Source organism: Aliiroseovarius sp. S253, assembly GCF_049800855.1.
In the GTDB taxonomy this organism is placed as follows: Bacteria; Pseudomonadota; Alphaproteobacteria; order Rhodobacterales; family Rhodobacteraceae; genus Aliiroseovarius.
Genome location: NZ_JBNAFW010000001.1, coordinates 572,506 through 598,097, shown reverse-complemented (window position 1 = coordinate 598,097; position 25,592 = coordinate 572,506). Strand labels below are relative to the sequence as shown.

General features: G+C 58.1%; 25 protein-coding genes and 3 tRNA genes. 13 read left to right on the top strand and 15 right to left on the bottom strand.

The annotated features are described in order from the left end of the window. Positions 1-39 precede the first annotated feature (39 nt). The 9 genes from ACP15F_RS02955 to coxB form a co-directional block, all read right to left on the bottom strand. A complete protein-coding gene (locus ACP15F_RS02955; RefSeq protein ID WP_424939356.1) occupies positions 40-624 on the bottom strand; it encodes a GNAT family N-acetyltransferase in 585 nt (194 codons plus the stop codon). Next, entirely contained in the window at positions 624-1,886 is a 1,263-nt protein-coding gene (locus ACP15F_RS02950) for a M16 family metallopeptidase (protein WP_424939355.1), read from the bottom strand. Before ACP15F_RS02950 ends, ACP15F_RS02955 begins: the two co-directional genes overlap by 1 nt. Further along, the gene (gene thrC, locus ACP15F_RS02945; protein WP_424939354.1) at positions 1,883-3,280 is read right to left on the bottom strand and encodes a threonine synthase; all 1,398 of its coding nucleotides are present in this window, start codon (positions 3,278-3,280) and stop codon (positions 1,883-1,885) included. Before thrC ends, ACP15F_RS02950 begins: the two co-directional genes overlap by 4 nt. Positions 3,281-3,294: 14 nt before the next feature. Continuing rightward, complete coding sequence (locus ACP15F_RS02940; RefSeq protein WP_424939353.1) at positions 3,295-3,963, bottom strand: SURF1 family protein; 669 nt, start codon at positions 3,961-3,963, stop codon at positions 3,295-3,297. Positions 3,964-4,037: 74 nt separating this feature from the next. Next, the gene (locus ACP15F_RS02935; RefSeq protein ID WP_424939352.1) at positions 4,038-4,838 is read right to left on the bottom strand and encodes a cytochrome c oxidase subunit 3; all 801 of its coding nucleotides are present in this window, start codon (positions 4,836-4,838) and stop codon (positions 4,038-4,040) included. Positions 4,839-4,865: 27 nt separating this feature from the next. Next, positions 4,866-5,441, bottom strand: coding sequence for a cytochrome c oxidase assembly protein (locus ACP15F_RS02930; RefSeq protein ID WP_424939351.1), 576 nt, complete (start codon positions 5,439-5,441; stop codon positions 4,866-4,868). Continuing rightward, positions 5,438-5,599 carry a hypothetical protein gene (locus tag ACP15F_RS02925; RefSeq protein ID WP_424939350.1) on the bottom strand — a complete coding sequence of 54 codons (162 nt, stop codon included), beginning with the start codon at positions 5,597-5,599 and terminating at the stop codon, positions 5,438-5,440. The genes ACP15F_RS02930 and ACP15F_RS02925 overlap by 4 nt, the downstream gene beginning before the upstream one ends. Continuing rightward, a complete protein-coding gene (gene cyoE / locus ACP15F_RS02920; protein WP_424939349.1) occupies positions 5,599-6,543 on the bottom strand; it encodes a heme o synthase in 945 nt (314 codons plus the stop codon). The genes ACP15F_RS02925 and cyoE overlap by 1 nt, the downstream gene beginning before the upstream one ends. A 90-nt stretch (positions 6,544-6,633) precedes the next feature. Next, a complete protein-coding gene (coxB, locus tag ACP15F_RS02915) occupies positions 6,634-7,494 on the bottom strand; it encodes a cytochrome c oxidase subunit II (protein WP_424939348.1) in 861 nt (286 codons plus the stop codon). 206 nt (positions 7,495-7,700) lie between these two features. Here coxB and tldD point away from each other — a divergent pair, with 206 nt between their 5' ends. The 5 genes from tldD to ACP15F_RS02890 all read left to right on the top strand — a co-directional run bounded on the left by tldD (position 7,701) and on the right by ACP15F_RS02890 (position 15,218). Further along, positions 7,701-9,125 carry a metalloprotease TldD gene (gene tldD / locus ACP15F_RS02910; protein ID WP_424939347.1) on the top strand — a complete coding sequence of 475 codons (1,425 nt, stop codon included), beginning with the start codon at positions 7,701-7,703 and terminating at the stop codon, positions 9,123-9,125. Positions 9,126-9,674: 549 nt separating this feature from the next. Further along, the gene (dprA, locus tag ACP15F_RS02905; protein ID WP_424939346.1) at positions 9,675-10,856 is read left to right on the top strand and encodes a DNA-processing protein DprA; all 1,182 of its coding nucleotides are present in this window, start codon (positions 9,675-9,677) and stop codon (positions 10,854-10,856) included. 135 nt (positions 10,857-10,991) lie between these two features. After that, complete coding sequence (locus ACP15F_RS02900; protein ID WP_424939345.1) at positions 10,992-14,432, top strand: pyruvate carboxylase; 3,441 nt, start codon at positions 10,992-10,994, stop codon at positions 14,430-14,432. Between the two features lie 592 nt (positions 14,433-15,024). Next, positions 15,025-15,099 (top strand) — tRNA-Gly (locus ACP15F_RS02895). Between the two features lie 44 nt (positions 15,100-15,143). Beyond that, positions 15,144-15,218 (top strand) — tRNA-Gly (locus tag ACP15F_RS02890). 157 nt (positions 15,219-15,375) lie between these two features. Here the strand turns inward: ACP15F_RS02890 and ACP15F_RS02885 are convergent. Continuing rightward, a complete protein-coding gene (locus ACP15F_RS02885; protein WP_424939344.1) occupies positions 15,376-15,840 on the bottom strand; it encodes a helix-turn-helix domain-containing protein in 465 nt (154 codons plus the stop codon). Between the two features lie 130 nt (positions 15,841-15,970). Between ACP15F_RS02885 and ACP15F_RS02880 the strand changes: the two genes are divergently transcribed. The 4 genes from ACP15F_RS02880 to hisH all read left to right on the top strand — a co-directional run bounded on the left by ACP15F_RS02880 (position 15,971) and on the right by hisH (position 19,090). Then, positions 15,971-16,849 (top strand): LysR family transcriptional regulator, encoded by an 879-nt coding sequence (locus ACP15F_RS02880; RefSeq protein WP_424939343.1) that lies wholly within the window; start codon positions 15,971-15,973, stop codon positions 16,847-16,849. 128 nt (positions 16,850-16,977) lie between these two features. Further along, the gene (locus tag ACP15F_RS02875) at positions 16,978-17,694 is read left to right on the top strand and encodes a hypothetical protein (RefSeq protein ID WP_424939342.1); all 717 of its coding nucleotides are present in this window, start codon (positions 16,978-16,980) and stop codon (positions 17,692-17,694) included. A 145-nt stretch (positions 17,695-17,839) separates the two neighbouring features. Then, positions 17,840-18,427, top strand: coding sequence for an imidazoleglycerol-phosphate dehydratase HisB (gene hisB / locus ACP15F_RS02870; protein WP_424939341.1), 588 nt, complete (start codon positions 17,840-17,842; stop codon positions 18,425-18,427). Positions 18,428-18,451: 24 nt separating this feature from the next. Then, entirely contained in the window at positions 18,452-19,090 is a 639-nt protein-coding gene (hisH, locus tag ACP15F_RS02865) for an imidazole glycerol phosphate synthase subunit HisH (protein ID WP_424939340.1), read from the top strand. Positions 19,091-19,161: 71 nt separating this feature from the next. Here the strand turns inward: hisH and ACP15F_RS02860 are convergent, their stop codons facing one another. Beyond that, positions 19,162-19,545: a DUF2147 domain-containing protein gene (locus ACP15F_RS02860; protein WP_424939339.1), complete on the bottom strand. Its 384-nt coding sequence runs from the start codon at positions 19,543-19,545 to the stop codon at positions 19,162-19,164. 140 nt (positions 19,546-19,685) lie between these two features. On the opposite strand from ACP15F_RS02860, the gene hisA reads away from it, so the two are divergent. The 3 genes from hisA to ACP15F_RS02845 all read left to right on the top strand — a co-directional run bounded on the left by hisA (position 19,686) and on the right by ACP15F_RS02845 (position 21,819). Beyond that, positions 19,686-20,408 carry a 1-(5-phosphoribosyl)-5-[(5-phosphoribosylamino)methylideneamino]imidazole-4-carboxamide isomerase gene (gene hisA / locus ACP15F_RS02855; RefSeq protein WP_424939338.1) on the top strand — a complete coding sequence of 241 codons (723 nt, stop codon included), beginning with the start codon at positions 19,686-19,688 and terminating at the stop codon, positions 20,406-20,408. Positions 20,409-20,710: 302 nt separating this feature from the next. Beyond that, the gene (hisF, locus tag ACP15F_RS02850) at positions 20,711-21,508 is read left to right on the top strand and encodes an imidazole glycerol phosphate synthase subunit HisF (RefSeq protein WP_424939337.1); all 798 of its coding nucleotides are present in this window, start codon (positions 20,711-20,713) and stop codon (positions 21,506-21,508) included. Next, positions 21,505-21,819 carry a phosphoribosyl-ATP diphosphatase gene (locus ACP15F_RS02845; RefSeq protein ID WP_424939336.1) on the top strand — a complete coding sequence of 105 codons (315 nt, stop codon included), beginning with the start codon at positions 21,505-21,507 and terminating at the stop codon, positions 21,817-21,819. The genes hisF and ACP15F_RS02845 overlap by 4 nt, the downstream gene beginning before the upstream one ends. 79 nt (positions 21,820-21,898) lie before the next feature. Here ACP15F_RS02845 and ACP15F_RS02840 read toward each other — a convergent pair whose 3' ends face one another. From ACP15F_RS02840 to rlmB, 3 genes are all read right to left on the bottom strand, one after another. Further along, a complete protein-coding gene (locus tag ACP15F_RS02840; protein WP_424939335.1) occupies positions 21,899-22,342 on the bottom strand; it encodes a CoA-binding protein in 444 nt (147 codons plus the stop codon). 205 nt (positions 22,343-22,547) lie between these two features. Further along, entirely contained in the window at positions 22,548-23,021 is a 474-nt protein-coding gene (locus ACP15F_RS02835; RefSeq protein WP_424939334.1) for a YHS domain-containing (seleno)protein, read from the bottom strand. Positions 23,022-23,096: 75 nt separating this feature from the next. Next, entirely contained in the window at positions 23,097-23,879 is a 783-nt protein-coding gene (rlmB, locus tag ACP15F_RS02830; protein WP_424939333.1) for a 23S rRNA (guanosine(2251)-2'-O)-methyltransferase RlmB, read from the bottom strand. Between the two features lie 161 nt (positions 23,880-24,040). On the opposite strand from rlmB, the gene ACP15F_RS02825 reads away from it, so the two are divergent. Further along, positions 24,041-24,124, top strand: a tRNA-Tyr gene (locus ACP15F_RS02825). Positions 24,125-24,448: 324 nt separating this feature from the next. Here the strand turns inward: ACP15F_RS02825 and ACP15F_RS02820 are convergent. Then, positions 24,449-25,576 (bottom strand): aminodeoxychorismate synthase component I, encoded by a 1,128-nt coding sequence (locus ACP15F_RS02820; protein WP_424939332.1) that lies wholly within the window; start codon positions 25,574-25,576, stop codon positions 24,449-24,451. Positions 25,577-25,592 lie beyond the last annotated feature (16 nt).

Genomic DNA, 25,592 nt, shown 5'->3' with positions numbered 1-25,592 from the left:
TTTTGCTGTGCGATGCCGTGTGGGCCTCAAGCAGTAGGATTAACCCGCTTGCGTGCGCCCGCGACGGTCTGAACGCAGGTTGGCATAGAGCACATGATTGCGCCAGCGCCCGTTGATCTGAAGATAGCTTTGCGCCACGCCTTCATATTTATAGCCGACCTTTTCCAGCACCCCGCGCGAGGCGGCGTTTTCGGGCAGGCATCCCGCCTCAAGCCGCGACAAATCGAGTTCATTGAAGGCGTAATGCACCAGTGCTTCCAGCCCTTCGCGCATATAGCCCTGCCGCGCAAAGCGTTCACCGACCCAATATCCGGTGGTGCCGGCCTGTGACGGGCCACGGCGGATATTATCGAGCGTCAGCGCGCCCAGCAAAACGCCGTCCTGACGTCGAAACATGAAAAGTGGAAGCGCGGTACCGCCTGCGACCGAACGATTGGCCCAATAAACGCGATTTGTGAAACTTTTCCGGGTCAGGTGATCCGGGGCCCAAGTGGGTTCCCACGGGGATAAGAAGTCACGGCTTGTCGCGCGAAGCGCTGCCCATGCGCGATAGTCGCTATGCATGGGCGGACGCAAGGTCATACGTTCGGTTTCGATCCGAACCTTCTTGGGCCGCGCGAACATCAGGCAGCGCGCCTTTCCATCAGAGCCTCCAGCGGCTCGGCCTTGGCTGCCGGACCATAGACCGCCATCGCCATGGCGCTGTCAGACAGGGACGCGCCAAAGGCCCGAAGGTCATGCAAGGTCACGGCATCGATTTTGGAGACGGTGTCAGCCACAGTCGGCACCTCACCCCAAATCCCAACTAGACGCGCCATACGCTCGGCGCGGGCCGATGGGCTTTCCAGCCCCATTAGAAGACCCGCTTTCATCTGCGTGCGGGCGCGTTCCAGCTCGCGATCTGACATGTCGGAAGCAGCGCGTTTCATCTCATCAATGCACAGGCCAGACAGGGCCGAGATATCGTCACCGGACGTCCCCGCATAGACGGTCAACATGCCGGTGTCGTCATACGACCCAACTTGCGAGAAGATCGAATAGCACAGCCCGCGTTTCTCGCGCACTTCCTGGAAGAGGCGCGAGGACATGCCGCCGCCAAGGGCCGAGCTGAAGAGCTGTGCGGCATAGAAGCCTTCATCGCGATACGAGGGCGCTTCGAAGCCCAGCGTAAAATGCACTTGTTCCAGCGCATTGTTCACCTCGACCCGTGCGCCGGACGTCCAACGTGCCGCGTCAGGTGTCAGCAATGGGCGCGGCGCCAACCCGCCAAAAGCGGCTTCGGCCAGACGTAGAATTTCGTCATGATCCACGGCACCGGCGGCCGACAGGATCAACTGATCCGGGCCGTAATGCTGCGCAACAAAGCCCGACAGGTCATCACGGCCAAAGGCCTTCACCCGCTCGGATGGGCCAAGAATGGTTCGGCCGATGGGCTGTTCAGGAAAGGCAGCTTCTTGCAGCCAGTCGAACACCACGTCATCGGGCGTATCGAGCGCCTGTCCGATTTCTTGCAAGATCACACCGCGTTCGGTTTCAATCTCGCTTGTGTCAAAAACCGGGTTCAGCACGATGTCGGAAATCACATCGAGGCCAAGCGCCACATCATCTTTCAGAACGCGTACGTAATAGGCCGTCACCTCGCGCGAGGTATAGGCGTTGATATAGCCGCCCACGTCCTCGATCGCCTCGGCAATCTCAAGCGCGTTGCGTTTTTGAGTACCTTTGAAGGCCATATGCTCAAGGAAATGCGCGATGCCGTTCTGAGCCTGCGTTTCATGACGTCCGCCCGCAGTGACCCAAACGCCCAAAGAGGCGCTTTCCAGCCCCGGCATATGCTCGGTCACGACGCGTACGCCGTTGGAAAGGCGATCCAGACGCACCGTCATGCAGGTGTAGCCTCACCGGTACGCTCGAGGATAAGCGATTTCAATGCTTCCAAGTCGTTGGCCACGCGGGTCACGCGCTCGTCGCGGTCAAACAAGTCCGCCATGCGCGGTGGCAAGGGGGCGTCTTCTCCGCAAGCATCCTTCACAGCAGCCGGGAATTTGGCGGGGTGCGCGGTGGCCAGCGTGATCATAGGGCTATCACCAAGGTTCTCGTTCGCCACTTTCACGCCCACGGCGGAATGTGGGCACAGCACTTCGCCAGTGGTGGTGAAGCTTGCCTTGATCTGAGCCATGGTTTCGTCTTCCGAGGCACGGCCCGAGGTGAACTGCTCTTTCAAGAACTCCATTGCGCCTTGGCTGATCGAGAACCCACCATCTTTCAGGTCGTCCATCTGACCGGCTACAGCTTTGCCATCACGCCCGTACGCGTCAAACAGTGCGCGCTCAAAGTTCGAGGACACCTGAATGTCCATCGACGGGCTGATCGAGGGGGTAACACCCGCCTTGGTATAGGCGCCAGTTTCCATCGTGCGGTGCAGAATGTCGTTTTGGTTGGTCGCAATCACCAACTGGTCAATCGGCAGACCCATCTTCTTGGCGATATAGCCCGCAAAGATATCACCGAAATTGCCAGTCGGCACAGTGAAGCTGATTTTGCGATCCGGCGCGCCCAGCGACACGGCGGACGAGAAGTAATACACCACCTGCGCCAACACGCGGGCCCAGTTGATCGAATTTACACCGGCCAGCTTGACGCCATCGCGGAAGTCGAAATCGTTGAACATGTCTTTCAGGCGCGCTTGGCAGTCGTCAAAGTCTCCGTCCATGGCCAGCGCATGCACGTTGCTTTCCGACGGCGTGGTCATCTGGCGGCGCTGCACCTCAGACACACGGCCATGCGGGAACAGGATGAACACGTCGACCGCGTCCAGACCTTTGAAGGCTTCGATGGCGGCGGACCCGGTGTCGCCCGAGGTCGCACCAACGATGGTCACCTTTTCACCGCGACGGCTAAGCGCCACTTGAAAAAGCTGACCGATCAGTTGCATTGCGAAATCTTTGAAGGCCAGCGTCGGGCCGTGGAACAGTTCCAACAGGAAGTGGTTCGGGCCAAGCTGCACCAACGGCGCGCGGGCGTCGTGGCCGAATCCTGCATAGGCCTTGGCGATGATCTCTTTGAATTCCTCATCGGTGAAAGTGTCGCCAACGAAGGGGCGCATCACGCGAAAGGCAATCTCTTCATAGGACAGGCCCGCCAGTGCTGCGATCTCGTCCTTTGCCATGGTCGGCACAGTTTCAGGCACATAAAGGCCGCCATCACGGGCAAGGCCGGTCAGCATGGCATCTTCAAAGCTGAGAACAGGTGCGTCGCCGCGGGTCGAGATATAGCGCATCGAAAGTGAGTCCTTCAGGTGTTTCGGCGTTTCTTACGCCATAGCAGGGCAAGTGTCATCATCGACCATGTCAGGGCCAGTAAAAACCATGTGCCTGCATATTCAAGGTGCCGGTTGGGAACGCCCTCGGACGTGACGGGCAACGGCAGGACGCGTGGCTCGGGCGGGGTCATCTGGCGGGTGATGACAAAGACGGGCTGGGTGCCCAACGCGTCGGCCATCTGGTCAATATCGCGCGCAAACCACGTATTGCCAGACACATCGTTTTCCGGTGTCGAGCTGAGACGGTCATTGGGCCAGTGCAAATTGCCCTCGATAGTGACCGGGCCTTGCGGGAGGGGTGGCATCTCGTGCGAAACACGGACAAACCCGCGGTCGATCAGGATCGCGCCCTGATCGGTCAGCAGGGGTGAGATCAGGCGATAGCCCGCACCTACCTGTTTGGTGGAGACAAGCACGCGCAAAGTGCCGTCGCCAAACTGGCCCGAGACCATCACCGGCAGGTAGGTGTCTCGGGCTTTATCAGGGCTATCCGGCAGAGACACCGGATCGGCGGCGATGCGGGCGTCGATTTCTGCCAGCACGCCCTCTTTCCATTTCAGGCGCTGCACTTGCCATGTGCCCAACCCGATGAACAGGGCAAGCACGGCGAGGGACAGGATGATGGCAATGGCTTGGCGCATGACAGAGATCCGAAAGAAGAAAGGCGCGAGAGTTTCCCCTCGCGCCCCTGATTAGGACTAATCGCAGGTCAGGTTCAACCGCCCCAGATGTAAACAGCGGCGAACAGGAACAGCCATACAACGTCAACGAAGTGCCAGTACCAAGCAGCGGCTTCGAAGCCTACGTGGCTTTCCGGAGTAAAGTGACCCTTCATCGCGCGCAGAAGGCAGATGAACAGGAAGATGGTACCGACGATCACGTGGAAGCCGTGGAAGCCGGTGGCCATGAAGAAGTTGGCGCCATAGATGTTGCCCGAGAAGTCAAAGGCAGCGTGGCTGTATTCGTAAGCCTGGAAGATGGTGAAGATCACGCCCAGGATCACCGACAGAGTCAGACCCCAAACAAGGTCTTTGCGGTTGTTTTCATGTGCAATCGCGTGGTGGGCCCAGGTAACAGCGCAACCCGACAGAAGCAGGATCAGCGTGTTGATCAGCGGCAGGTGCCAGGGGTCAAAAGTCTCGATCCCGACGGGTGGCCAAACGCCATCAATGGCGGGCGAGCCTTCGGTCATCGGATACATGGCGTGCTTGAAGAAGCTCCAGAACCATGCGGCGAAGAACATGACTTCGGACATGATGAACAGAATTACGCCGTAGCGCAGGCCGATTTTCACGACCGAAGTGTGGTCACCGGTTTCGCCTTCATGCACAACGTCCGACCACCAGGCGAACATGACATAGAGAACGCCAGCAAGGCCGACGAAGAACAGCCAAGGCGTGCCGTTGGCCATCCATTGGACAGCGCCAAACAGCATGACGAAGCCAGCTACAGCACCCAAAAACGGGTTTACCGAAGGCGGCAGAATGTGAAAATCGTGGTTCTTTGCATGTGCCATAAGCGTCTAGTCCCTGTTCTTCTGGCGTCAGTTTTGCACAGCCGTCTGAGTTGGCGCAAGCTGCGCAATCTCTTCAGGCAATTCGGTTTCATGGAACGTATAGGACAACGTGATCGCATTCACGTATTTGCCCTCGTCGTCCTCGATAAGTTCGGGGTCCACGTAGAAGGTGACCGGCATGGTCACGCGCTCTCCGGGTTGCAGCACCTGCTCTTCAAAGCAGAAGCAATCGATCTTGGTAAAGAAGCCACCCGCAGCGAAAGGTGCCACGTTGTAGCTTGCGGTGCCCGCCACGGGTCGGTCCGTGGGGTTATAGGCCTCATAGAAGGCCAGCCCGGTTTCGCCCAGACGGATTTCCATCTCGTGCTGGACGGGTTTGAACTCCCACGGCATGCCGCGTTCTTTCGAGGCGTCGAAGCGGACCAGCACCTTACGATCCAGAACCACATCGGACGCCTTTTCAGCCACGCCGGTGACGCCGCCAAAGCCCGTGACACGGCAGAACCAGTCATAGAACGGAACAGAGGCCCAGCTGAGCGATCCCATCAGGACCACAACGCCGACCATCTTGGCTGCCGTCATCTGGTGCTGCGAAAGGCTCATTGACCAGCCTCCGACGTTGCTTCCGGCTGATACAGCTCGCTTACTTTGGCCACCGTCAACCCATAGACAAGGGCGACAAAACCAACCAGCACCAGACCCAGTCCGATGTTCCGGGAAAGGCGACGCTTGTGCATTTCATGTTCAGCTTTGATCGCCATCAGCCCCAGCCCCCCAGTCCGAAGGGTTTCAACGAAGCTTCGACCAGCAGTGCACCATAGTGCAGGAACAGATAGGCCAGCGACAGTTTGAACAGACCGCGTTCGGCCTTGTGGCTGTCCGCATCGCTGTCTTCATCCGTGCGGCGGAACACATCCCACGCACCTTTGATAAACATGCCGTTCAGAACCAGCGCGATCACCATATAGGTGGGGCCACCGACCGAGGTCAGGCCCAGCGCGATAGCGACAGCAGCCAGTGCGAATGTGTAGCCAAGGATATGGTTACGGGTGGCTTTACGACCGTGGGTCACGGTCAGCATCGGCACGCCAGCATTGGCATAGTCACCCTTGGTGAACAGCGCCAGCGCCCAGAAATGGGGCGGCGTCCATGCAAAGGTCAAAGCGAACATCAGAACGCTTTCGATCGAGATCCCACCCGTGGCAACAGCCCAGCCGATCATCGGAGGGAACGCGCCCGCAGCGCCACCAATCACGATGTTTTGCGGGGTCCAGCGTTTCAGCCACATCGTGTAGATCACGACATAGAAGAATATGGTGAAGGCCAACAGCGCCGCAGCCATAAGGTTCGCAGCCAGAGCCAGCATCACGACTGCCATGACCGACAGGGTGATGCCGATGGCAAACGCCTCGCCTTCTTCGACTTTGCCCGACGGGATCGGTCGTGTCAGCGTGCGCTTCATTTTGCGATCGATGTCTGCGTCCCACCACATGTTCAGGGCACCCGAGGCTCCCCCCCCCACGGCGATGAACAGAATCGAGGCCAAGCCAACCACAGGGTTTACGCCAACCGGCGCAACAAGCAGTCCAACAAGGGCCGTAAACACCACCAAGGACATGACGCGCGGCTTCAGCAGCGCAAAATAGTCGCCAAACCCGGCTTCGCCGGTTTCGGTCTTGGTCGTCTGAATGCTGGCGTCAGTCATGTTGTTACGGCGCTTTGGCTAGGGTCTTACTTGCAAGAAACCGCCCCCGGAAGGGCGGTCTGTAGGAAGGGGTTACCCCCTTCCGTCTGATCAGTTGGCCGAAGCGACCTGAACGGCAGGTGCGGTCGTCACGTCGCCTGCATATTCTTCGATCGCACCTTTCAGCCAAGCTTCGTACTCGGCTTCGGTCACGGCTTTCACAGTAATCGGCATATAGGCGTGGTCTTTGCCGCACAGTTCCGAACACTGACCGAAGTAGATGCCTTCCTTGCCGGGCTCAACTTCGAACCACAGCTCGGCCAGGCGACCGGGAACAGCGTCTTGCTTCACACCAAAGGCCGGAATGGTCCACGAATGGATCACGTCAGCTGCAGTCACCTGCATCACGACTTTCTTGCCGGTGGGCACAACAACTGCGGTGTCAGTGGCCAGCAGATAGTCGCTCTGATCGTATCCGTGCTCTTCCAATGCTGTTTTGTCCAGAAGGAAGCTGTCAAAGCCAAACTCGTGCTCGGGATACTCATAGCCCCAGTACCACTGGTAGCCGGTGACTTTGATGACCACGTCACCTTTGGGGATGACCTGCTGCTGGAACAGAACCGGCAGCGAGAAGGCACCAATGAAGACCAGGATCACAACGGGGATCAGGGTCCATGCAATTTCAATCGGCGTATGGTGCGAGAAGGTCGCCGGCTCGGGATTGGCGCGGCGGTTGTGACGCACGATGACATAGGCCAGCAGTGCGGTTACGAAGATCGTAATCCCGAAGATGATCACGTTGATCATAGCATCAAGCCCTTGGGCCGCTTCGGCAACGCTGGTCACGGCTGGCTGGAAGCCTGTGCCGCCTTGTACCGGTTTACCAATCACCTCAAGATTTTCCTGAGCTGTGGCGACACCCGCCGTCATAATTGCTGTTGCAGTGGCGAAAAGGCTGCTGAAACGCATCATATTCGTCTTTCTCTTCCCTGTGCGGCGCGGCCCGGCACCGGTGATTTCCGGTTCAGGCTGCTGCGCGCTCATGACTCTCCCACACACAAGGCGCGGGAATCCCTTGTTTCTCATTGGTGTGAAACCATATTAGAAAGCTGGGAACAAGGAAAAACCTTCGCAAGTTAACGAACAACGTCGCGTTTAGCGCAAACTAAAGGCCCCCCATGACCAACACCACCGCATTTCGCCCGTTCGAGACCCTGATTGGCCAGGATGAGGCACAGAAGATTCTGGCGCAGACCACAAACGGGGCCGATGACGGCGAGCTGTTTCTAGAGCGGATGCGGTCTGAGGCCTTGGTCTTTGACGACGGCCGTCTGCGCAATGCCAGCTATGACGCTTCTGAAGGCTTCGGACTACGTGCCGTGAAGGGTGAAACCACTGGATACGCCCATTCAACCGAGATCAGCGAAGCTGCCCTGAAGCGCGCCGCCTCGACTGTGGCATTGGCCGTGGGTGATGGCGGCGGAACATGGGCAGATGCGCCGGCCCGCACCAACCGGAAGCTCTATACAGATGCTGACCCAATGGCGGATGCCAGCTTTGGCCTGAAGGTCGAGACACTGCGCGAGATCGACGCCTTTACCCGTGATCTTGATTCGCGGGTGGTACAGGTCTCAGCCACGATCGCGGCCTCACTGCAAGAGGTCCACATCCTGCGCCCCGATGGCCAGCTGGTCTCGGACACACGTCCCATGACACGGCTAAATGTGTCGGTCATCGTGGAAAACGACGGGCGTCGCGAAAGCGGATCCTCCGGTGGCGGCGGACGTGCTGGTCTGACCGGCCTGATGGACCCGCAACACTGGCAAAGCACCGCGCGCGAGGCGTTGCGGATTGCATTGGTAAACCTCGACGCGGTGCCTGCGCCTGCCGGGATGATGGATGTGGTTCTGGGCAATGGCTGGCCCGGCATCCTACTGCACGAGGCCGTGGGCCACGGGCTGGAAGGCGACTTCAATCGCAAAGGCACTTCGGCATTCTCGGGACTTGTCGGCCAACAGGTCGCGGCCAAAGGTGTGACCGTCGTCGATGACGGCACCCTGCCCGACCGGCGCGGGTCGATCACCGTGGATGACGAAGGCACGCCCTCGGGCCGTGCGGTGTTGATCGAAGACGGCGTGCTGGTCGGCTATATGCAAGACCGCCAAAACGCGCGCCTGATGGGGGTCGCTCCCACGGGTAACGGGCGTCGCCAAAGCTATGCCCACGCGCCAATGCCGCGTATGACCAACACCATTATGGAAGGCGGCAACGCCACCCCGGAAGAAGTGCTGGGCGAGCTGAAGGACGGCATCTATGCAGTCGGATTCGGCGGTGGCCAAGTGGACATTACCAACGGGAAATTCGTGTTTTCCTGCACCGAGGCCTACCGCGTCGAAGGCGGCAAAGTCGGCGCGCCGGTGAAAGGTGCCACCCTGATTGGCGACGGTCCGCAAGCGATGAAACAGATCCGCGCCATCGGAAACGATATGGCAATGGATCCGGGCGTTGGGACCTGCGGCAAGGCGGGGCAGTCGGTGCCCGTAGGCGTGGGGCAGCCGTCGCTGCTGATTGGCGGGCTAACGGTTGGGGGTTCGGCGGCGTGAGCTTCGGAGCGGAGTTTAAACGAAGTCTGTGGCCGGCTCTGTTTACGGTTGGGTTCCTCTTCACAGGAGCAATCATACTGATCTGCTTTACCCTTATTGTCCAAGAGGTGTTGACTATGATGAGCGCTTTTACGAGACGTGAATCGCTCTGGGTAACCATTCTTGGAACATCGGGGCTACTGGGGGTGGCAACAAGTGTAGCGATGTTGCTAACGCTCCCAATAACACTGCCCACATTCGTCGGTGCGGTGCGTACTATGAATGCCCCGCGACCAATAGCAATTGTTCTGGGGCAGATTTTTGCACTTGGAACATATTTCATGATCGGGGCCTACGCCCCGGACGATCCGCTATATGTTCCTTTTTGGTGGCCCGTTGCAGGAGCGTTTACCGCATCGACAATTTTCCTGTGGCGTTATCAGCGTGCACAAAAAACCGAGGACGCTGTGTCGCCAACATCAGCATAGGCGATTTGAACCAAAATGCTGCGATTCACGGCCCGTTAACCATTTCCCTTGCATGCTGATCCCGCAAAAGACGGAATCACACATGACCAAGGACCTTTTCCAACCTCTTCACCCCACCCCCTCACCCAAGACCGAAGACGAGGCTCTGACGTGGATCCGTCTTTTGCGATCACGCCGCGTGGGTGTCTCAACTTTTTTCCGACTTCTGGGCGAACATGGTTCAGCCGAGGCAGCGCTGGACGCCCTTCCAGAGGTCGCGAAGGCAGCGGGTGTGAAAGACTATGCCCCCTGCCCCGAACACGTGGCCGAAGATGAATATCGTCGGGCGCAAATGGCGGGTGCCAAGATGATCTGTTGGGGCAGCGAAGCATATCCCGCGCTGCTGTCGGAAATCTCGGACCCTCCTCCATTCTTCTGGGCGATGGGCGACACGACCCTGTTGCACAGCCCCATTGTCGCGCTGATCGGCGCACGCAATGCCTCCTCGATTGGAACACGCATGGCCCGCAAACTCGCGGACGATCTAAGCGAGGTAGGGTTCACCGTAATCTCGGGCCTAGCGCGCGGGATCGACACGGTTGCCCATGAGACCGCGTTGAAATCCGGCAAAACCATCGCGGTGATGGCGGGCGGCGTGGATGTGATCTATCCGAAAGAAAACACCGATCTGGCCGAAGACATCGCGCGCGATGGGCTTCGTATCTCAGAGATGCCGCCGGGTGTGACGCCACAAGCGCGGCACTTTCCAAGACGCAACAGGCTGATCTCGGGGCTGGCCCGTGCCGTCGTGGTGGTCGAAGCCGCTGCAAAATCCGGATCGCTTCTGACTGCGCGCAACGCACTGGATCAGGGGCGCGACGTGCTGGCGGTACCGGGACATCCCTTTGATGCTCGGGCCTTTGGCTGCAACATGCTGATCCGGGACGGGGCGGCGCTGGTACGCAACGCAGCTGATGTGATTGAAGCCATCGGTCCGGCAGCATCTTCCGCTGTTTCTGACGCGAAAGCGCGTGCAAATGACGCTTCTGCGACCACAGAATTGGCGGGAACTCGCGACAAAAGGACATTGGCGGAAACCGCCGAATTGCATGGTCAGATCCTGTCCAGACTGGGATCCTGTCCTTTGGCCGAGGATCAATTGATCCGCGACATCGGCCAATCATATGGTTTGGGCTCGCAACAGATTCTACCTGAATTGGTGAATCTCGAGCTTGAGGGGCATATCACACGCCAAGCAGGAGGGCTTCTTTCGAAGCCCTCGTAATCCGTGGCTATATTGGTAAGATATTTTTACCAATATAGCGCTAAACCTTACTCAATCGTTACAAAAACTATTGCGCTGCAATGCGGCACCCCCTACGACTCCGGCAATTCCATTTACGGACCAAGGGGACCACTGATGCGCGACTTTCAGAAAATCCTGATCGCCAACCGCGGCGAGATTGCAATCCGCGTGATGCGGGCAGCCAACGAGATGGGCAAAAAGACCGTTGCGGTCTATGCCGAAGAAGACAAGCTGGGCTTACACCGCTTTAAAGCGGACGAGGCATACCGCATCGGCGAAGGCATGGGGCCGGTGGCCGCCTATCTGTCGATTGACGAGATCATCCGGGTTGCCAAGGAAAGCGGCGCTGACGCGATCCACCCAGGTTATGGCCTTCTGTCCGAGAACCCGGATTTCGTGGATGCCTGTGCCGCCAACGGCATCACCTTCATTGGTCCCAAAGCAGAAACCATGCGTGCGCTTGGCGACAAGGCCTCGGCCCGCAAGGTCGCTGTTGAAGCTGGTGTGCCTGTAATCCCGGCCACTGAAGTATTGGGCGACGACATGGCGGCCATCAAGCAAGAGGCCGCCGAAGTCGGTTACCCCTTGATGCTGAAAGCCAGCTGGGGCGGCGGCGGGCGCGGGATGCGCCCCATTTTCAGCGAAGACGAAGTTGAAGAGAAGGTCTTGGAAGGCCGCCGCGAAGCGGAAGCCGCTTTTGGCAATGGCGAGGGTTATCTGGAAAAGATGATCACCCGCGCGCGTCACGTCGAGGTACAGATCCTTGGCGACAGCCACGGCAATATCTATCACCTTTACGAACGCGACTGCTCGGTCCAGCGCCGCAATCAGAAAGTGGTTGAACGCGCACCAGCACCGTATCTGTCCGAAGCCCAGCGTGAGGAACTCTGCGAACTTGGTCGCAAGATCTGTAACCACGTAAATTATGAATGCGCGGGCACGGTCGAATTCCTGATGGATATGGAATCGGGCAAGTTCTACTTCATCGAGGTGAACCCACGCGTGCAGGTTGAGCACACCGTAACCGAGGAAGTCACCGGCATCGACATCGTACAGGCGCAAATTCTGATCGCCGAGGGTAAATCGCTGTCCGAAGCCACCGGCAAAGCCAGCCAGTACGACATCCGCCTGAACGGCCACGCGCTGCAAACCCGCGTGACCACGGAAGACCCGCAGAACAACTTCATTCCGGATTACGGCCGCATCACCGCCTATCGCTCGGCCACCGGTATGGGCATCCGTTTGGATGGCGGTACGGCCTATGCGGGCGGCGTCATCACGCGCTACTACGATTCACTGCTAACCAAAGTGACGGCTTGGGCACAGACTCCTGAGAAAGCGATTGCCCGCATGGACCGCGCGCTGCGCGAATTTCGTGTGCGTGGCGTGTCCACGAACATTGCCTTCGTCGAAAACCTGCTGAAGCACCCGACATTCCTGAACAATCAATACACAACGAAATTCATCGACGAGACGCCCGAGCTGTTCAAGTTCTCGAAACGTCGTGACCGTGGCACCAAGGTACTGACCTATATTGCGGATATCACCGTAAACGGACACCCGGAAACGACAGATCGTCCTGCCCCGCCCACAGACTTGAAAGCGCCGAAGCCCCCTGCCCTGCGCGCAGATCCAGCTGCCGGAACGCGTACCCTGCTTGAAGCCGAAGGCCCACAGGCAGTTGCGGATTGGATGAAGGCGCAGAAGCAGCTGCTGATCACCGACACCACCATGCGCGACGGGCACCAGTCGCTGCTGGCGACCCGCATGCGCTCGATCGACATGATCAAAGTAGCCCCGGCCTATGCCGCGAACTTGCCCAGCCTGTTCAGCGTGGAATGCTGGGGGGGCGCGACCTTCGACGTGGCGTACCGCTTCTTGCAGGAATGCCCGTGGCAGCGCCTGCGCGACCTGCGCCATGCGATGCCCAATGTGATGACACAAATGCTGCTGCGCGCCTCGAACGGGGTTGGATACACGAACTATCCTGACAACGTCGTGCAAGAGTTTGTGCGTCAGGCGGCTGTGTCTGGCGTCGATGTGTTCCGCGTGTTCGATAGCCTTAACTGGGTGGAAAACATGCGCGTCGCAATGGACGCTGTGGTCGACGCAGGCAAGGTTTGCGAGGGCACGGTTTGCTATACCGGCGACATCCTGAACCCGGATCGTTCGAAATATGACCTGAAATACTATGTCGGTATGGCGAAAGAACTGGAAGCCGCGGGCGCGCACGTTCTGGGTCTGAAAGACATGGCTGGCCTGCTGAAACCCGCCGCAGCCCGCGTGCTGGTAAAGGCGCTGAAGGAAGAGGTCGGCCTGCCGATCCACTTCCACACGCACGACACTTCGGGCATTGCAGGCGCGACCATTCTGGCCGCAGCGGATGCGGGCGTGGACGCTGTAGACGTGGCAATGGACGCGTTTTCAGGTGGGACGTCGCAAGCCTGTCTAGGCTCGGTGGTCGAAGCGTTGCGCAATACCGACCGCGACACCGGGTTGGACATTGGTGCGATCCGCGAGATCTCGAACTATTGGGAAGGTGTGCGCCATCAGTACGCCGCGTTCGAAAGCGGGCTAGAAGCGCCTGCCTCCGAGGTGTACTTGCACGAAATGCCCGGCGGTCAGTTTACCAACCTGAAGGCGCAGGCGCGTTCGCTTGGGCTGGAAGAGAAATGGCCGGACGTCGCGCAAAGCTATGCGGATGTAAACCAAATGTTTGGCGACATCGTGAAGGTAACGCCGTCATCGAAGGTTGTCGGCGATATGGCCCTGATGATGGTCAGCCAAGGATTGACCCGCGAAGAAGTCGAGGATCCGAAGGCCGACGTGGCCTTCCCGGATTCGGTAGTCGACATGATGCGCGGCAATCTGGGCCAACCGCCCGGTGGCTTCCCAAAGTCAATCATCAAGAAGGTTCTGAAGGACGAGAAACCCAATGTGGAACGTCCGGGCAAGCATCTGGAGCCCGTGGACCTTGAGGCTGCCCGTGCCGAACTGTCGAAGGAGCTCGCAGGGTTCAAAGTCGATGATGAGGATCTGAACGGCTATCTTATGTATCCCAAAGTCTTCTTGGACTACATGGGCCGCCACCGCCAGTACGGCCCGGTGCGCACCCTGCCGACCAAGACCTTCTTTTATGGCATGGAGCCAGGAGAAGAGATCTCGGCCGAGATCGACCCGGGCAAAACGCTGGAGATCCGTCTGCAGGCACTGGGCGAAACCGACGAGAACGGCGAAGTGAAGGTGTTCTTCGAACTGAACGGTCAGCCGCGCACGATCCGCGTGCCAAACCGTCTGGTGAAGTCGACAACCCAAGCGCGCCCGAAGGCCGAAGATGGCAATCACAACCACGTAGGCGCCCCAATGCCGGGCGTGGTTGCTTCAGTCGCTGTGGCCGCAGGTCAGCAGGTGCACGAAGGCGATCTTCTTTTGACGATCGAAGCAATGAAGATGGAAACCGGTATTCACGCCGAACGTGATGCGATCGTCAGTGCGGTCCATGTGAATGCTGGAGGCCAGATTGACGCAAAGGATCTGCTGGTCGAGTTGGAATAAACTATCCCGACAGTAGAAACGAAAACGGCCGCATTCAGAGCGGCCGTTTTTCGTTCAATGATACAAAACCGAATGCCCAAGCTCAGGCTTAGAACGTGCTCTCGCGGCTTTGTCGTGCTTTGACCTGGCAATGTTTGTGATGATTGTGCGCGTCGCGGTGGTTCTCTTCGTGACACGTCGGACAAAGGGCAACAGGTGTCAGCACACGCCCACCACCACCCAAACGGGCCATATACTCATCACCACACACCTCAAGGCTCTCGCCACGGGCTGCAAGTTCTGCAGACGTTACACCGCAGCATTCACATTGTTTCAAAGACAGCGCTTCACGGCGCTCACGCTCCGTGACCACTTTTTGATAGTTGCAAGAATTTAGTTCCAAAACCCACCCTCCCCAGGATGATTCCGAGCCCCCACACTCCTTCTTCTTTACTATATATGTATGAAACGTGCTTTTTTTAGGTCAATTCTTTGTGTCTGCTGAGACGCACCCCTGCTCATCGCGGCTCTCAACAGAAAAAAACCTGAAATTTCTCGCTTTTCCCCTTGCAGCCCGCGCCTGTATTTCATATCTCACGCCTCACCGAAGGAAGCGGGCGTAGCTCAGGGGTAGAGCATAACCTTGCCAAGGTTAGGGTCGGGCGTTCGAATCGCCTCGCCCGCTCCAATCGGTTACCCAGTCTGGTCACCCACCAGACACTGCCATAGGAAGCGGGCGTAGCTCAGGGGTAGAGCATAACCTTGCCAAGGTTAGGGTCGGGCGTTCGAATCGCCTCGCCCGCTCCAAATGGACCAGATCCCAAAATTGATGGATGGATGCGCACCAACGCAGCTGGTGCGTCCACATGTTCACGCGCCCGATTTCACGCAAACAAAAAAATAAGGGGACGCGCGTTGCGCATCCCCTTCCCCAATTCATCCTTCCCCTCAGAGGACGATGGGTTCAGGCGCTCAGAGACTGGCGCCCGGCAAGTTCGTGAATCATCGACTGGATCTGTGCACGGATCTTTTCATCCGTGATCGAGGACAACGCCTGTGCGGCCTTTGCTGTCCGTTCATCCATAGCTTCGCGCTGGGGCACACCCGCACGCGGCAGCCCTTCGAAGAAATAGGCCGGCTCTACATCAAGAAGTTGAGCGATCTCGAACATCTTGCTAGCCGACACCCGGTTATAACCGGTCTCGTATTTTTGCAGCTGCTGGAACGAAAGTCCCAGTTTTTCAGCTACATTTACTTGCGTCATGCCCCGCAGCAGGCGCACTTCGCGAATTTTCTTTCCAACATGAACATCAACCGGATGTACCATTTTTTCACCACATAATTGTTTCCCGCTAAGGGAGAATGGCATCAAACGATATGAAACCCAATTGGTGAGGTTTGAACATTTATGTAACATTTTTGATTGCATGATGGATGATTTATGTTACCAACTCTATCTAAGGCCTGTATTTCAAGGGTTTTCCGATCGCCGCTACGGTTGATCGGGGGGTGAGTGTTTCGCCATCGTGCACAATGCGTTTACAAACAAGGGAACATAGATGACCCATCGAGATGCGCCTGCGCTACTGTATGAGATGCTGAGGTCGTTCGCCTCATTGGCGCAGACTCTCAACCTATCAAAGACTGTAAAGAACCTTGGAAGCACGCGCCAAACAGTCCGTCGGCATATCGACCATCTTGAAGAGTACATGGGAAATCCACTGTTCTCGTTTGAAAACCGACAATACAAACTGACCGAAACCGGAGAGAACGCTCTTAAAGAAGCCGAGGAACTTTTGGCGCGCGGTGAGGCTTGGCTGAACAGCGAAAGCAGGCATGTTCTCGGCCTGCACTATTTGGCACTGCAGGAAGGGAAGATCCCTTACTTCCTGCAACAGCATCCCCTGACCTCACTTTGGGACAATTCTTCCGAGCTTCTCAAGTTCGGATTCCACAGCTGGGCGCAGTCCGAAGGAGAGCTGGAAAGCCCAAGTTTCGCCAGCTTGCGACCATATTTGATGGTGTTCCGATACAACCCGCAAAACGGAGATTGGATCTGTACGGAAGTTGGCGACAAATCGTCCTTCGCAACGTGGTTTGGGTGGGAAAAGTATAGGTCCGCTGTTGGCCGCAGTGCCGTCAATCTGCCGACCGACAAAGGCTATAGCTATCTGCTGACTCAATCATTCCATGATGTAGCCAGTACCCGAAGTCTCCGGCTTGATCATATTCACACCCATATGCCGTATGGGCCCGAAGACATTCCGACTCCGATCTCGTACCACCGTCTTGTGATGGCTTGCAGATATGCCGATGGCGATTTGGCGCTGGCAACCCTGATTGATCGCACTCTGAATGTTCAAATTCTAGAATTGCCGGATGAGATGCGCCTTTCGATGCCCCCGGAACTGGCAATGGATGTGAAACCGCCATTCTAAAGAGTGCCGCTCTGCGTCCGTGTCAATTTTGCGCCATATTGTCGACAAGTTTCCACTAGGGCGTGTTCATTCGACAAATCGCAACGACTGCGCGAAAATTGGTCATAGCCACTAGCCAAGAGGTTCCGATGACCATTCACGACACATTCGCCGGCGCGCAGTACGTAACACGCATGCTAGACATCATTAACGAGAAGGACGTAATGATCGAAATCGGATCAGATTTCGATCTCTATTCAAACTACATTGCCGAGCACCGAAGCAAGCTCCCACTGGGACTGGCGTTTGATCCTGAGGTCCAACCGCTAACCGAAGATAATGGGTTCTGGATTGTAGGTTGGGACCGCGAGGGCAAGATGATGCACTCGCAAGCAATGCGCATGATTGATATGTCTGATACGTATCTTTCAGACTATCTTAGCGAGAATTTTCAAGGGTTTGCACCACCGGGGTACACTCTGGATATGAATCGCAGCATGTACCGCCCCGGCCCCGGAGCCAAGCGGATCACCGGGAAGATTTGCTATCATGGAGACCTTTGGGTCGAAAGCAGTGACCGTTATCGCGGCACGGGGCTTCCCGGGATTCTCGCCCGGTTTGCATTGGCAACAAGCCTGTTGCGCTGGTCGCCCGACCATGTGTTTGGATTCATGGCAGAACATCACGCATTCCGCGGCCTCGCCGAACGCGAGGGGTATATGCATTGTGAACCCGGCGCGCTTGTTTTGTACCCGCGCGAACTGAACACAGTGATTCGCGGTTTTCTGACATATATGTCCCGAGAAGACCTGAGCTATCTGATGGAAATCTGCCCACGCGAGTTCGTAATGTCTCAGGCCGCGTAACCCCGCGCGGCCAAGACCACCCCGCCTTTCAGCATCAAACCGAATTTGGGGCGCTTACACCACAGCGCCCCTTTTCGTTGGGTTGCTGTCTTTTCGCCGCCGCCCCTCCCCCCTATAAGGGGCGCAGGTAATAGAAGGACATCCCATGCGGCGCGCACAGATCACTCGCAAAACCGCTGAAACCGCGATCTCGGTCGAGCTGAACCTCGACGGGACCGGGCAGTATGACAACCAGACCGGCGTGGGCTTCTTTGACCACATGCTGGATCAGCTGTCGCGCCATTCGCTGATCGACATGACGATCCGCGCCGAAGGGGATTTGCACATCGACGATCACCACACGGTCGAAGACACCGGCATTGCCATCGGGCAAGCGCTGGTCGAGGCACTTGGCGATAAGAAAGGCATCCGTCGTTACGGCGAATGCCACCTGCCAATGGATGATGCGCAGGTGCGCGCGGCACTGGACCTGTCGGCACGCCCGTTCCTGATCTGGAATGTCGAGTTCGCCGCCCCCAAGATCGGCAACTTCGACACCGAACTGGTACGCGAGTTCTTCCAGGCACTGGCGACTCATGGCGGCATCACGCTGCACATCGACCAGATCCACGGCTTCAACGCCCACCACGTGGCCGAAGCCGCGTTCAAGGCCGTGGCCCGTGCGCTTCGCGTGGCCGTCGAAACCGATCCGCGCAAAGCGGACGCCATCCCCTCGACCAAGGGTGCGCTGTAAAAGGCACCCGACCCGGAGACTGATATGCTGACCGTGATCATCGACTATGACAGCGGCAACCTGCACTCGGCCGAAAAAGCGTTTCAACGCATGGCAGCCGAGACGAATGCGGGCGACGTGATCGTATCAACCAAGCCCGAGGACGTGGCCCGCGCTGACCGGATTGTTCTGCCCGGCGACGGGGCTTTCCCGGCCTGCCGTCAGCAGCTTTCCGACCACCGCGGTATATATGAAGCGCTGGAAGAGGCTGTGATCCGTCAGAGCCGCCCGTTCATGGGGATTTGCGTCGGCATGCAAATGCTGGCCACCGTCAGCCATGAATATCAGGACACCGACGGGTTCGACTGGATCAAAGGTCATGTACGCAAGATCACTCCGGCTGACCCGGCGCTGAAGGTGCCTCATATGGGCTGGAACGATCTGGTGATCGACAGCGACCACCCAGTTCTGGACGGGGTTACCACAGGCGATCACGCCTATTTCGTGCACTCGTATCACTTCGTTGTGGACAACGCTGAAGAACGGCTCGCACATTGCGACTATGCCGGCGACATCACTGCGATTGTCGGACGAGACAACATGATCGGCATGCAATTCCACCCGGAAAAAAGCCAAGCAGCCGGGCTGAGAATGATTGCAAATTTCCTGAGCTGGACACCGTAACAAAAAAGGGCGCCTCAATGGGCGCCCTTTGTGTATGGAGTACTGGTTACTGAACCCCTGTGCGGTCTGCGTTATTTCACCCGCGACCACGTCTGTTTCTTGCAAATCGGGCCAACGCACCCTGCGACCTTCAGGGACGACCCTGCAAGCGTCATCTTCGACTTATAGACCTTGCCCGTCGAAGGCTGCCAGATTTTGCCACCCGAGTACTTGCCGCCGCCATTCGGGCTCATATCCCAGACCAATTGCTTGCCAATATTAGGCGTGCTGATTTCCCCGCTTGCATCGAAAGCTTTCGAAATCACGCCGCACAATGCGGCCCCACATTTCGAGAAGGTCACATGTGCATATGCCCCGTCATCGACTTGTGTCTTCCACACCCCAAGCACCGGATCCGCCATCGCTGGGCTTGCCAGGCCAACGGCCAAAGCCGCTGCTGCAATCACTCGTTTCATAGTTACCTCCCTGTTTTGCAGGATATCCTGCCGCCCTAGGCTGCCTTGTGGCAAGTGTGACGTCACGGGAGGTCTTACTTGGCTTTCCCCCTTGTCCATGTAAAAAGCAGCGCAACCGACAGCTTAACGGAGCGCCTGCCATGATCCTCTATCCTGCCATCGACCTGAAAGACGGCCAATGCGTGCGCTTGCTGCGCGGCGAGATGGAAGAAGCCACCGTGTTCAACGACGATCCCGCGGCACAAGCACGCGCATTTCAGGACGCAGGCTGCGAGTGGATCCATCTGGTCGACCTGAATGGTGCATTCGCAGGCGAGCCTGTGAACGGCGCAGCGGTCGAGGCGATCCTTGGCGCCATCGACGTCCCCGCCCAGTTGGGCGGCGGCATCCGCGACATGGCCACCATTGAAGGCTGGATTGAAAAGGGCCTGTCTCGCGTGATCCTCGGCACCGTAGCCGTCGAGAACCCCGATTTGGTCCGCGAAGCCGCCCGCGCCTTCCCTGGCAAAGTCGCCGTCGGCATCGACGCCCGCGACGGCCGCGTCGCCACCAAAGGCTGGGCCGAGGAAACCGACGTCATGGTCACCGACCTTGCCAAGTCGTTCGAGGACGCAGGCGTCTGCGCCATCATCTACACCGACATCAACCGCGACGGCGCGATGCAGGGCCCGAATACCGAGGCGACCGCCGATTTGGCCCGCGCGGTCTCGATCCCCGTCATCGCCTCGGGCGGCGTAAGCTCGCTGGACGACCTGCGCGCATTGAAATCCTGCGGCGCGCGCCTGAACGGCGCCATCTCGGGCCGTGCGCTTTATGATGGGGCAATTGATTTGAAAGAGGCGTTGGGGGTTTTGAAAGGCTGATGGGATTTAAAGGGCTGTATATTTGGCTTGGAGGAACTCTTATCCTCTGCCTCATACCAGTCCTTGGTGTGATCCTCTCGTCGTCATTTGCTGACTGGCGCGGCTGTACGCTACATGAAGGCTTCGAGAACCCCTGCGTCTTCCTGGGATTCGATTTTGGGGGCGTGTTATATGCCGGATTTGTATCTGGCTGGTTTATGCTGATCACACTTCCAATTGCTCTCGTACTTCTGGTTGCCCTACTTATTGTGGCGGTATTTCATCTGATTTCGTATCAGCGAAAGAAGGGTTAATAGTAACTTATGCTGAAAACTCGCATCATCCCCTGTCTCGACGTGGCCGAGGGCCGCACGGTGAAAGGCGTCAACTTTGTCGATCTGATCGACGCGGGCGACCCGGTGGAACAGGCGCGCGCCTATGACGCCGCCGGTGCCGATGAACTCTGCTTCCTCGACATCAAGGCGACCCATGAAAACCGTGGCACCATGTATGATCTGGCCACCCGCACAGCAGAACAATGCTTCATGCCGCTGACCATCGGTGGCGGCGTGCGCAGCCCGGAGGACGTGCGCGACCTGCTGCTGGCAGGCGCGGATAAGGTCAGCTTCAACTCGGCCGCCGTGGCCGACCCGGACGTGATCGCACGTGCAGCAGATCGTTTTGGTAGCCAGTGCATCGTCGTTGCCATCGACGCCAAGACCATCGGCCATGATGCGGATGGAAAGCCCAACAAATGGGGCATCTTCACCCATGGCGGGCGCAAACCCGCGCTGGACGACAACGGCACCCCAATCGACGCGGTCGAATTCGCCAAGCTGATGGAACAAAAGGGCGCGGGCGAGATCCTGCTGACCTCGATGGACCGCGACGGCACCCGCGCAGGTTTCAACCTGCCGCTTACCCGCGCCATTTCTGACGCGGTGCATGTGCCCGTGATCGCCTCGGGCGGTGTTGGCAATCTGGACCACCTTGTCGAAGGCGTGACCGAAGGCGGCGCAAGCGCCGTGCTGGCGGCTTCGATCTTCCACTTCGGCGACTACACCATCCGCGAGGCCAAGGAACACATGGCCGCCGCAGGCATCCCGATGAGGCTGACATGAGCATCCTGACCCAACTGGCCGCCACCATTGAAGAGCGCAAATCCGCAGATCCCGACAGCAGCTGGACCGCCAAACTGCTGGCCAAAGGCCCGGAAAAATGCGCCGAGAAGTTCGGGGAAGAAGCCATCGAGGCCATCATCGCCGCTGCCAAGAACGACCGCGAGAACCTGACCGCTGAGGCCGCAGACGTGCTCTATCACCTGCTCGTCATGCTCGCCGCGCGCGACGTTGCGCTGGAGGACGTTCTGGCCGAACTCGAACGCCGTGAAGGTACTTCGGGCATTGCAGAAAAAGCAGCCCGTCATACCTAAGGTCTTATTTTCTTACTGTAAATATCCCGGGGGAGCGCCAAAGCACGGATTTGGCGCGGGGGCAAAGCCCCCTCGAACTCTATCCAACCAGCGCTTCCGACCCAATCAAACGCGGGTACTCAATCGCCGGGCAGCGATCCTCAACGACGTCGATCCCACGCGCTTCAGCTTTGGCCCGCGCTGGCGCGTTGAAAATCTCTAGCTGCATCCAGACCGTGCGCAGGTTGGGCAAATTGGCCAGCGCTTCGTCCACAATTGGCTCGATTGCCTCGGATCGCCGAAACAGGTCGATCATATCGGTCTCTTCGGGAAGATCTGCAACAGACGCCACAACCGTTTCGCCAAACATCTCTTTCCCTGCCAACCCCGGATTAACGCCAATCACGCGATAGCCTTTCGCAGTCAGAAATCCAGCCACACGATTGCTGGCACGGTCTGATTTGTGCGACAGGCCGACAAGGCCGATCACGCGGGTTGTTGTCAGGATCTGTTTCAGGCGGGTGTCGATATCTGTCTGGGTCATTGGCCACAACTAAGCACCGGATGCGCCCATTCCAAGACCGCAAAAGAAAAAGCGCCCGAGGGGAGTAAGCCTCGGGCGCAGTTGGTGGAACGAGGGACAGTGAAGAGGTTTCAGGCGTTCCACAGCCTGGCCTCTGTTAGACAGATATGGTGGAGGGGCGGAATTGGAAGGGTTGGTAAAACACTTGTGATCCGCCCGTCATCGCTCAGCCTTCAAGAATGCCCGGCCAGTTGGCATTACCCTTGGCGATGTTGCCGGGGATATCCTGTGACCACAGTTCGCGCGCGCGCAGACTGAAGTTTAGGTAGAGCTTATCGTCATAGACGGTCCACGCCTCGGGCACAGTGGGCGCGATATAGCCCTTGCTGGCTGCATAAGCGCAGTATCCGCCGAACTGAGGCGCATATTTCGCAGGATCGGCTGCAAACATGTCGCGGGTCGCTGCGCTGGAAAACAGCACCGTCGCACCTTCATGTTCCAAGGAAAACTCGGCCACACCCGGTGTTGGCGCGCCCTTTGTGAAATAGGCCACGGGGTCTTGCCCATCCCATGCGATACCATCTTCGGCATAGACCGGTGGGTTGGCGGCAAAAGCCGGGCGAGTCAGAAGCGTCGCCCCAACAGGCAAAGCAATCAAACCGGACAGAATATTACGGCGGGATAGGGACAGTTTCGACATTGGGACCTCCTTTTTCGGTTGTCCCTAATCTGCGCTGCCGGGGCGGATATTACAGCCCCACCCACAACAAGGTGATCACCGCGTGAGGCGTGTGGCGTATAGCGCGACCGCTGCTGCATTGGACACGTTCAAGGATCCAAAATCACGCGCAAATGGGATTTTCACCAGTGCGTCACAGGTCGCCTTGGTTTTTTCGCGCAGTCCCGGCCCCTCGGCCCCCATGACCAGAGCGACAGGGCGATCCGGACGTGCGGCCAGCGCACCTTCAATGGTTTCGGTCGCCTCGCCATCCATGCCGAGGACGACAAACCCCATTTTGCGCAGCTCTTCCATAGATTCAGCCAAATTGCGCACGCGCAGGTATGGCTGACGCTCCAACGCACCCGACGCGGTCTTGGCCAGCGCCCCTGTTTCAGGCGCCGATCCGTGTTTGGTGCCGACCACTGCGCTGGCCCCGAACACTTCGGCCGAGCGCAAGATTGCGCCCACGTTATGCGGGTCGGTCACACGGTCGAGCAAGACAACAACCGGCATCTTGCCCTCGCCACCAATCACGCGGCTGGCGAAATCACCCCAGTTCAAAGGCTTCACTTCAAGCGCAGCGCCCTGATGAACCGAATTGGGATCAATCGGCGCCGGAAAACTGCGCGGGTCGGCCATTTCAGGCGTCATACCGGAAGTCGCGATCGCGTCCGCCAGTTTGTCGCTCGCGTTTTTCGTCACGATCAACCGCAACCGCACGCGGTCTGGGTTCATCAGCGCATCCCGCACCGCGTGAATCCCGAACAGCCACACAGTTTCAGACGCCGCCTGACGCTTGTCTTGTTCCTTTTTGACGACCCATTTTGGCTTTTTCATCACGCGATCCGCTGAGTTTTTACAAGGCCCGGACAATGCGCCATGGCTTTCTGAGAGACAAGTGCTTTTGGCAGGTGCTTTTGGGTGATTTTTCTTATTGACGCCGCAAGCTGCCCGCGATACCTAGCCCCACGTTCGGCGCAGATTGCGCAGGAAAAAGTGGGCGACAGGCCGCAAGGTGTGGCAGGGGACTGTAACTCCCTCGAGGCGACTCACGCTTGGTTCGATTCCAAGGTCGCCCACCATTTTCCAGAAACTCTACAGCCCATTCAATCATCAACGCCACTAGTGTTTCGGGAAGTCTTTTTCGCGTATGGCTTTGTTGAGATCAGTAATCTGTACAAGATATAAGATCACTGGACCGAGCCACACCATGTATGGTGCCAGAAATTCGTAAGATCGTCCGATGTTTGCACTGGAAGGCTCGCGTACCATCAACCACCAGTTATATCCGCAAAACATGACAATTACGGTGACAAAGCCGAAAACAAGTCGTCCAGCTGAGCGGAAACCGCGGTACCGCGCGTATCTTTTCAGCAAATCTCTAGATGGGATGAGAACTACATTCTTCATTGCCTCAACCCATTAGATAGACGCGACGCAAACCGTGCCTTCCACAGCGCCTCTTCATACTCCGAGGCCGCAGTGCTGTCATAGACCAGCCCACCGCCCACATTGAGGGTCGCGTCCTGCCCATCCAGCAATAGTGTGCGGATGGCGACGTTAAATTCGGACCGTCCATCGGGGGCCATCCAGCCAATCGAGCCGCAATAGATATCGCGGGGATTGGGTTCCAGCTCGGCGATGATCTCCATCGCGCGCAGTTTGGGGGCGCCGGTGATCGAACCGCAGGGGAAGAGAGCGCGCAGGATGTCGGACAGGCGCGTACCGGTCTCCATTTGACCACGGATCAGCGACACCATCTGGTGCACGGTCTCATAACTTTCCACGGTGAACAGCTCAGGCACATGGACGCTGCCCGGTTCGCAGATGCGAGAGATGTCGTTGCGTAGCAGATCCACGATCATCAGGTTTTCGGCCTGATTTTTCTCGTCACTTTTCAGGAATACCGCGCGTGCGGCGTCCTCGACAGGATCGGAACTGCGCGGCTGGGTGCCTTTCATCGGGCGCGTCTCGATCATCCCATCCGCATCGGTGCGAAAGAAAAGCTCGGGCGATCGGGACAGGATTGCGGGCAGGCCATCAGCCTGCACCAGCGCACCATATTGCACCGGCTGCAAGCGTGTGAGCGCATGATAGAGCGCTTGCACGTCGCCTTGCGCCCTACCCCGGATCGGGAAGGTCAGGTTGACCTGATACGTGTCGCCCGCACAGATATAGTCATGCACCGTCTGATACCCGCGCGCATAGGTGTCGGCATCCCAGTCGGGTTTCAGATCCGACAGCGCCGCGTCTCCGGGCTGAAGCGCAGGCGCGGGGTTGGGTCCATCATAGAGACCGAACTGCAAAAGCGGCAGGCGGCGGTCGGGTTTCAGCAAAGGCTCCAGACGCGACTCCAGCGCATAACCCAGCTCGTAACTTGCAAAGCCCGCCAGCCACGCACCGCTTTTCTGCGCCTGATCCAAACGGTCCAGCGCGCCTGGAACATCGTCCAGAGACCACGCCACGATCTGATCCAGCGGGGCTGAAAACAGCCCTGCCATCCCATCCGGTCCATGATCAAATCTGATGTCCACCTGCAAAGCCTCCGCT

Bases quoted from the DNA above. Each gene is read 5' to 3' on its own strand.
- ACP15F_RS02955 (WP_424939356.1), bottom strand. From the start codon at position 624: ATGTTCGCGCGGCCCAAGAAGGTTCGGATCGAAACCGAACGTATGACC.
- ACP15F_RS02950 (WP_424939355.1), bottom strand. From the start codon at position 1,886: ATGACGGTGCGTCTGGATCGCCTTTCCAACGGCGTACGCGTCGTGACC.
- thrC (WP_424939354.1), bottom strand. From the start codon at position 3,280: ATGCGCTATATCTCGACCCGCGGCGACGCACCTGTTCTCAGCTTTGAA.
- ACP15F_RS02940 (WP_424939353.1), bottom strand. From the start codon at position 3,963: ATGCGCCAAGCCATTGCCATCATCCTGTCCCTCGCCGTGCTTGCCCTG.
- ACP15F_RS02935 (WP_424939352.1), bottom strand. From the start codon at position 4,838: ATGGCACATGCAAAGAACCACGATTTTCACATTCTGCCGCCTTCGGTA.
- ACP15F_RS02930 (WP_424939351.1), bottom strand. From the start codon at position 5,441: ATGAGCCTTTCGCAGCACCAGATGACGGCAGCCAAGATGGTCGGCGTT.
- ACP15F_RS02925 (WP_424939350.1), bottom strand. From the start codon at position 5,599: ATGGCGATCAAAGCTGAACATGAAATGCACAAGCGTCGCCTTTCCCGG.
- cyoE (WP_424939349.1), bottom strand. From the start codon at position 6,543: ATGACTGACGCCAGCATTCAGACGACCAAGACCGAAACCGGCGAAGCC.
- coxB (WP_424939348.1), bottom strand. From the start codon at position 7,494: ATGATGCGTTTCAGCAGCCTTTTCGCCACTGCAACAGCAATTATGACG.
- tldD (WP_424939347.1), top strand. From the start codon at position 7,701: ATGACCAACACCACCGCATTTCGCCCGTTCGAGACCCTGATTGGCCAG.
- dprA (WP_424939346.1), top strand. From the start codon at position 9,675: ATGACCAAGGACCTTTTCCAACCTCTTCACCCCACCCCCTCACCCAAG.
- ACP15F_RS02900 (WP_424939345.1), top strand. From the start codon at position 10,992: ATGCGCGACTTTCAGAAAATCCTGATCGCCAACCGCGGCGAGATTGCA.
- ACP15F_RS02885 (WP_424939344.1), bottom strand. From the start codon at position 15,840: ATGCAATCAAAAATGTTACATAAATGTTCAAACCTCACCAATTGGGTT.
- ACP15F_RS02880 (WP_424939343.1), top strand. From the start codon at position 15,971: ATGACCCATCGAGATGCGCCTGCGCTACTGTATGAGATGCTGAGGTCG.
- ACP15F_RS02875 (WP_424939342.1), top strand. From the start codon at position 16,978: ATGACCATTCACGACACATTCGCCGGCGCGCAGTACGTAACACGCATG.
- hisB (WP_424939341.1), top strand. From the start codon at position 17,840: ATGCGGCGCGCACAGATCACTCGCAAAACCGCTGAAACCGCGATCTCG.
- hisH (WP_424939340.1), top strand. From the start codon at position 18,452: ATGCTGACCGTGATCATCGACTATGACAGCGGCAACCTGCACTCGGCC.
- ACP15F_RS02860 (WP_424939339.1), bottom strand. From the start codon at position 19,545: ATGAAACGAGTGATTGCAGCAGCGGCTTTGGCCGTTGGCCTGGCAAGC.
- hisA (WP_424939338.1), top strand. From the start codon at position 19,686: ATGATCCTCTATCCTGCCATCGACCTGAAAGACGGCCAATGCGTGCGC.
- hisF (WP_424939337.1), top strand. From the start codon at position 20,711: ATGCTGAAAACTCGCATCATCCCCTGTCTCGACGTGGCCGAGGGCCGC.
- ACP15F_RS02845 (WP_424939336.1), top strand. From the start codon at position 21,505: ATGAGCATCCTGACCCAACTGGCCGCCACCATTGAAGAGCGCAAATCC.
- ACP15F_RS02840 (WP_424939335.1), bottom strand. From the start codon at position 22,342: ATGACCCAGACAGATATCGACACCCGCCTGAAACAGATCCTGACAACA.
- ACP15F_RS02835 (WP_424939334.1), bottom strand. From the start codon at position 23,021: ATGTCGAAACTGTCCCTATCCCGCCGTAATATTCTGTCCGGTTTGATT.
- rlmB (WP_424939333.1), bottom strand. From the start codon at position 23,879: ATGAAAAAGCCAAAATGGGTCGTCAAAAAGGAACAAGACAAGCGTCAG.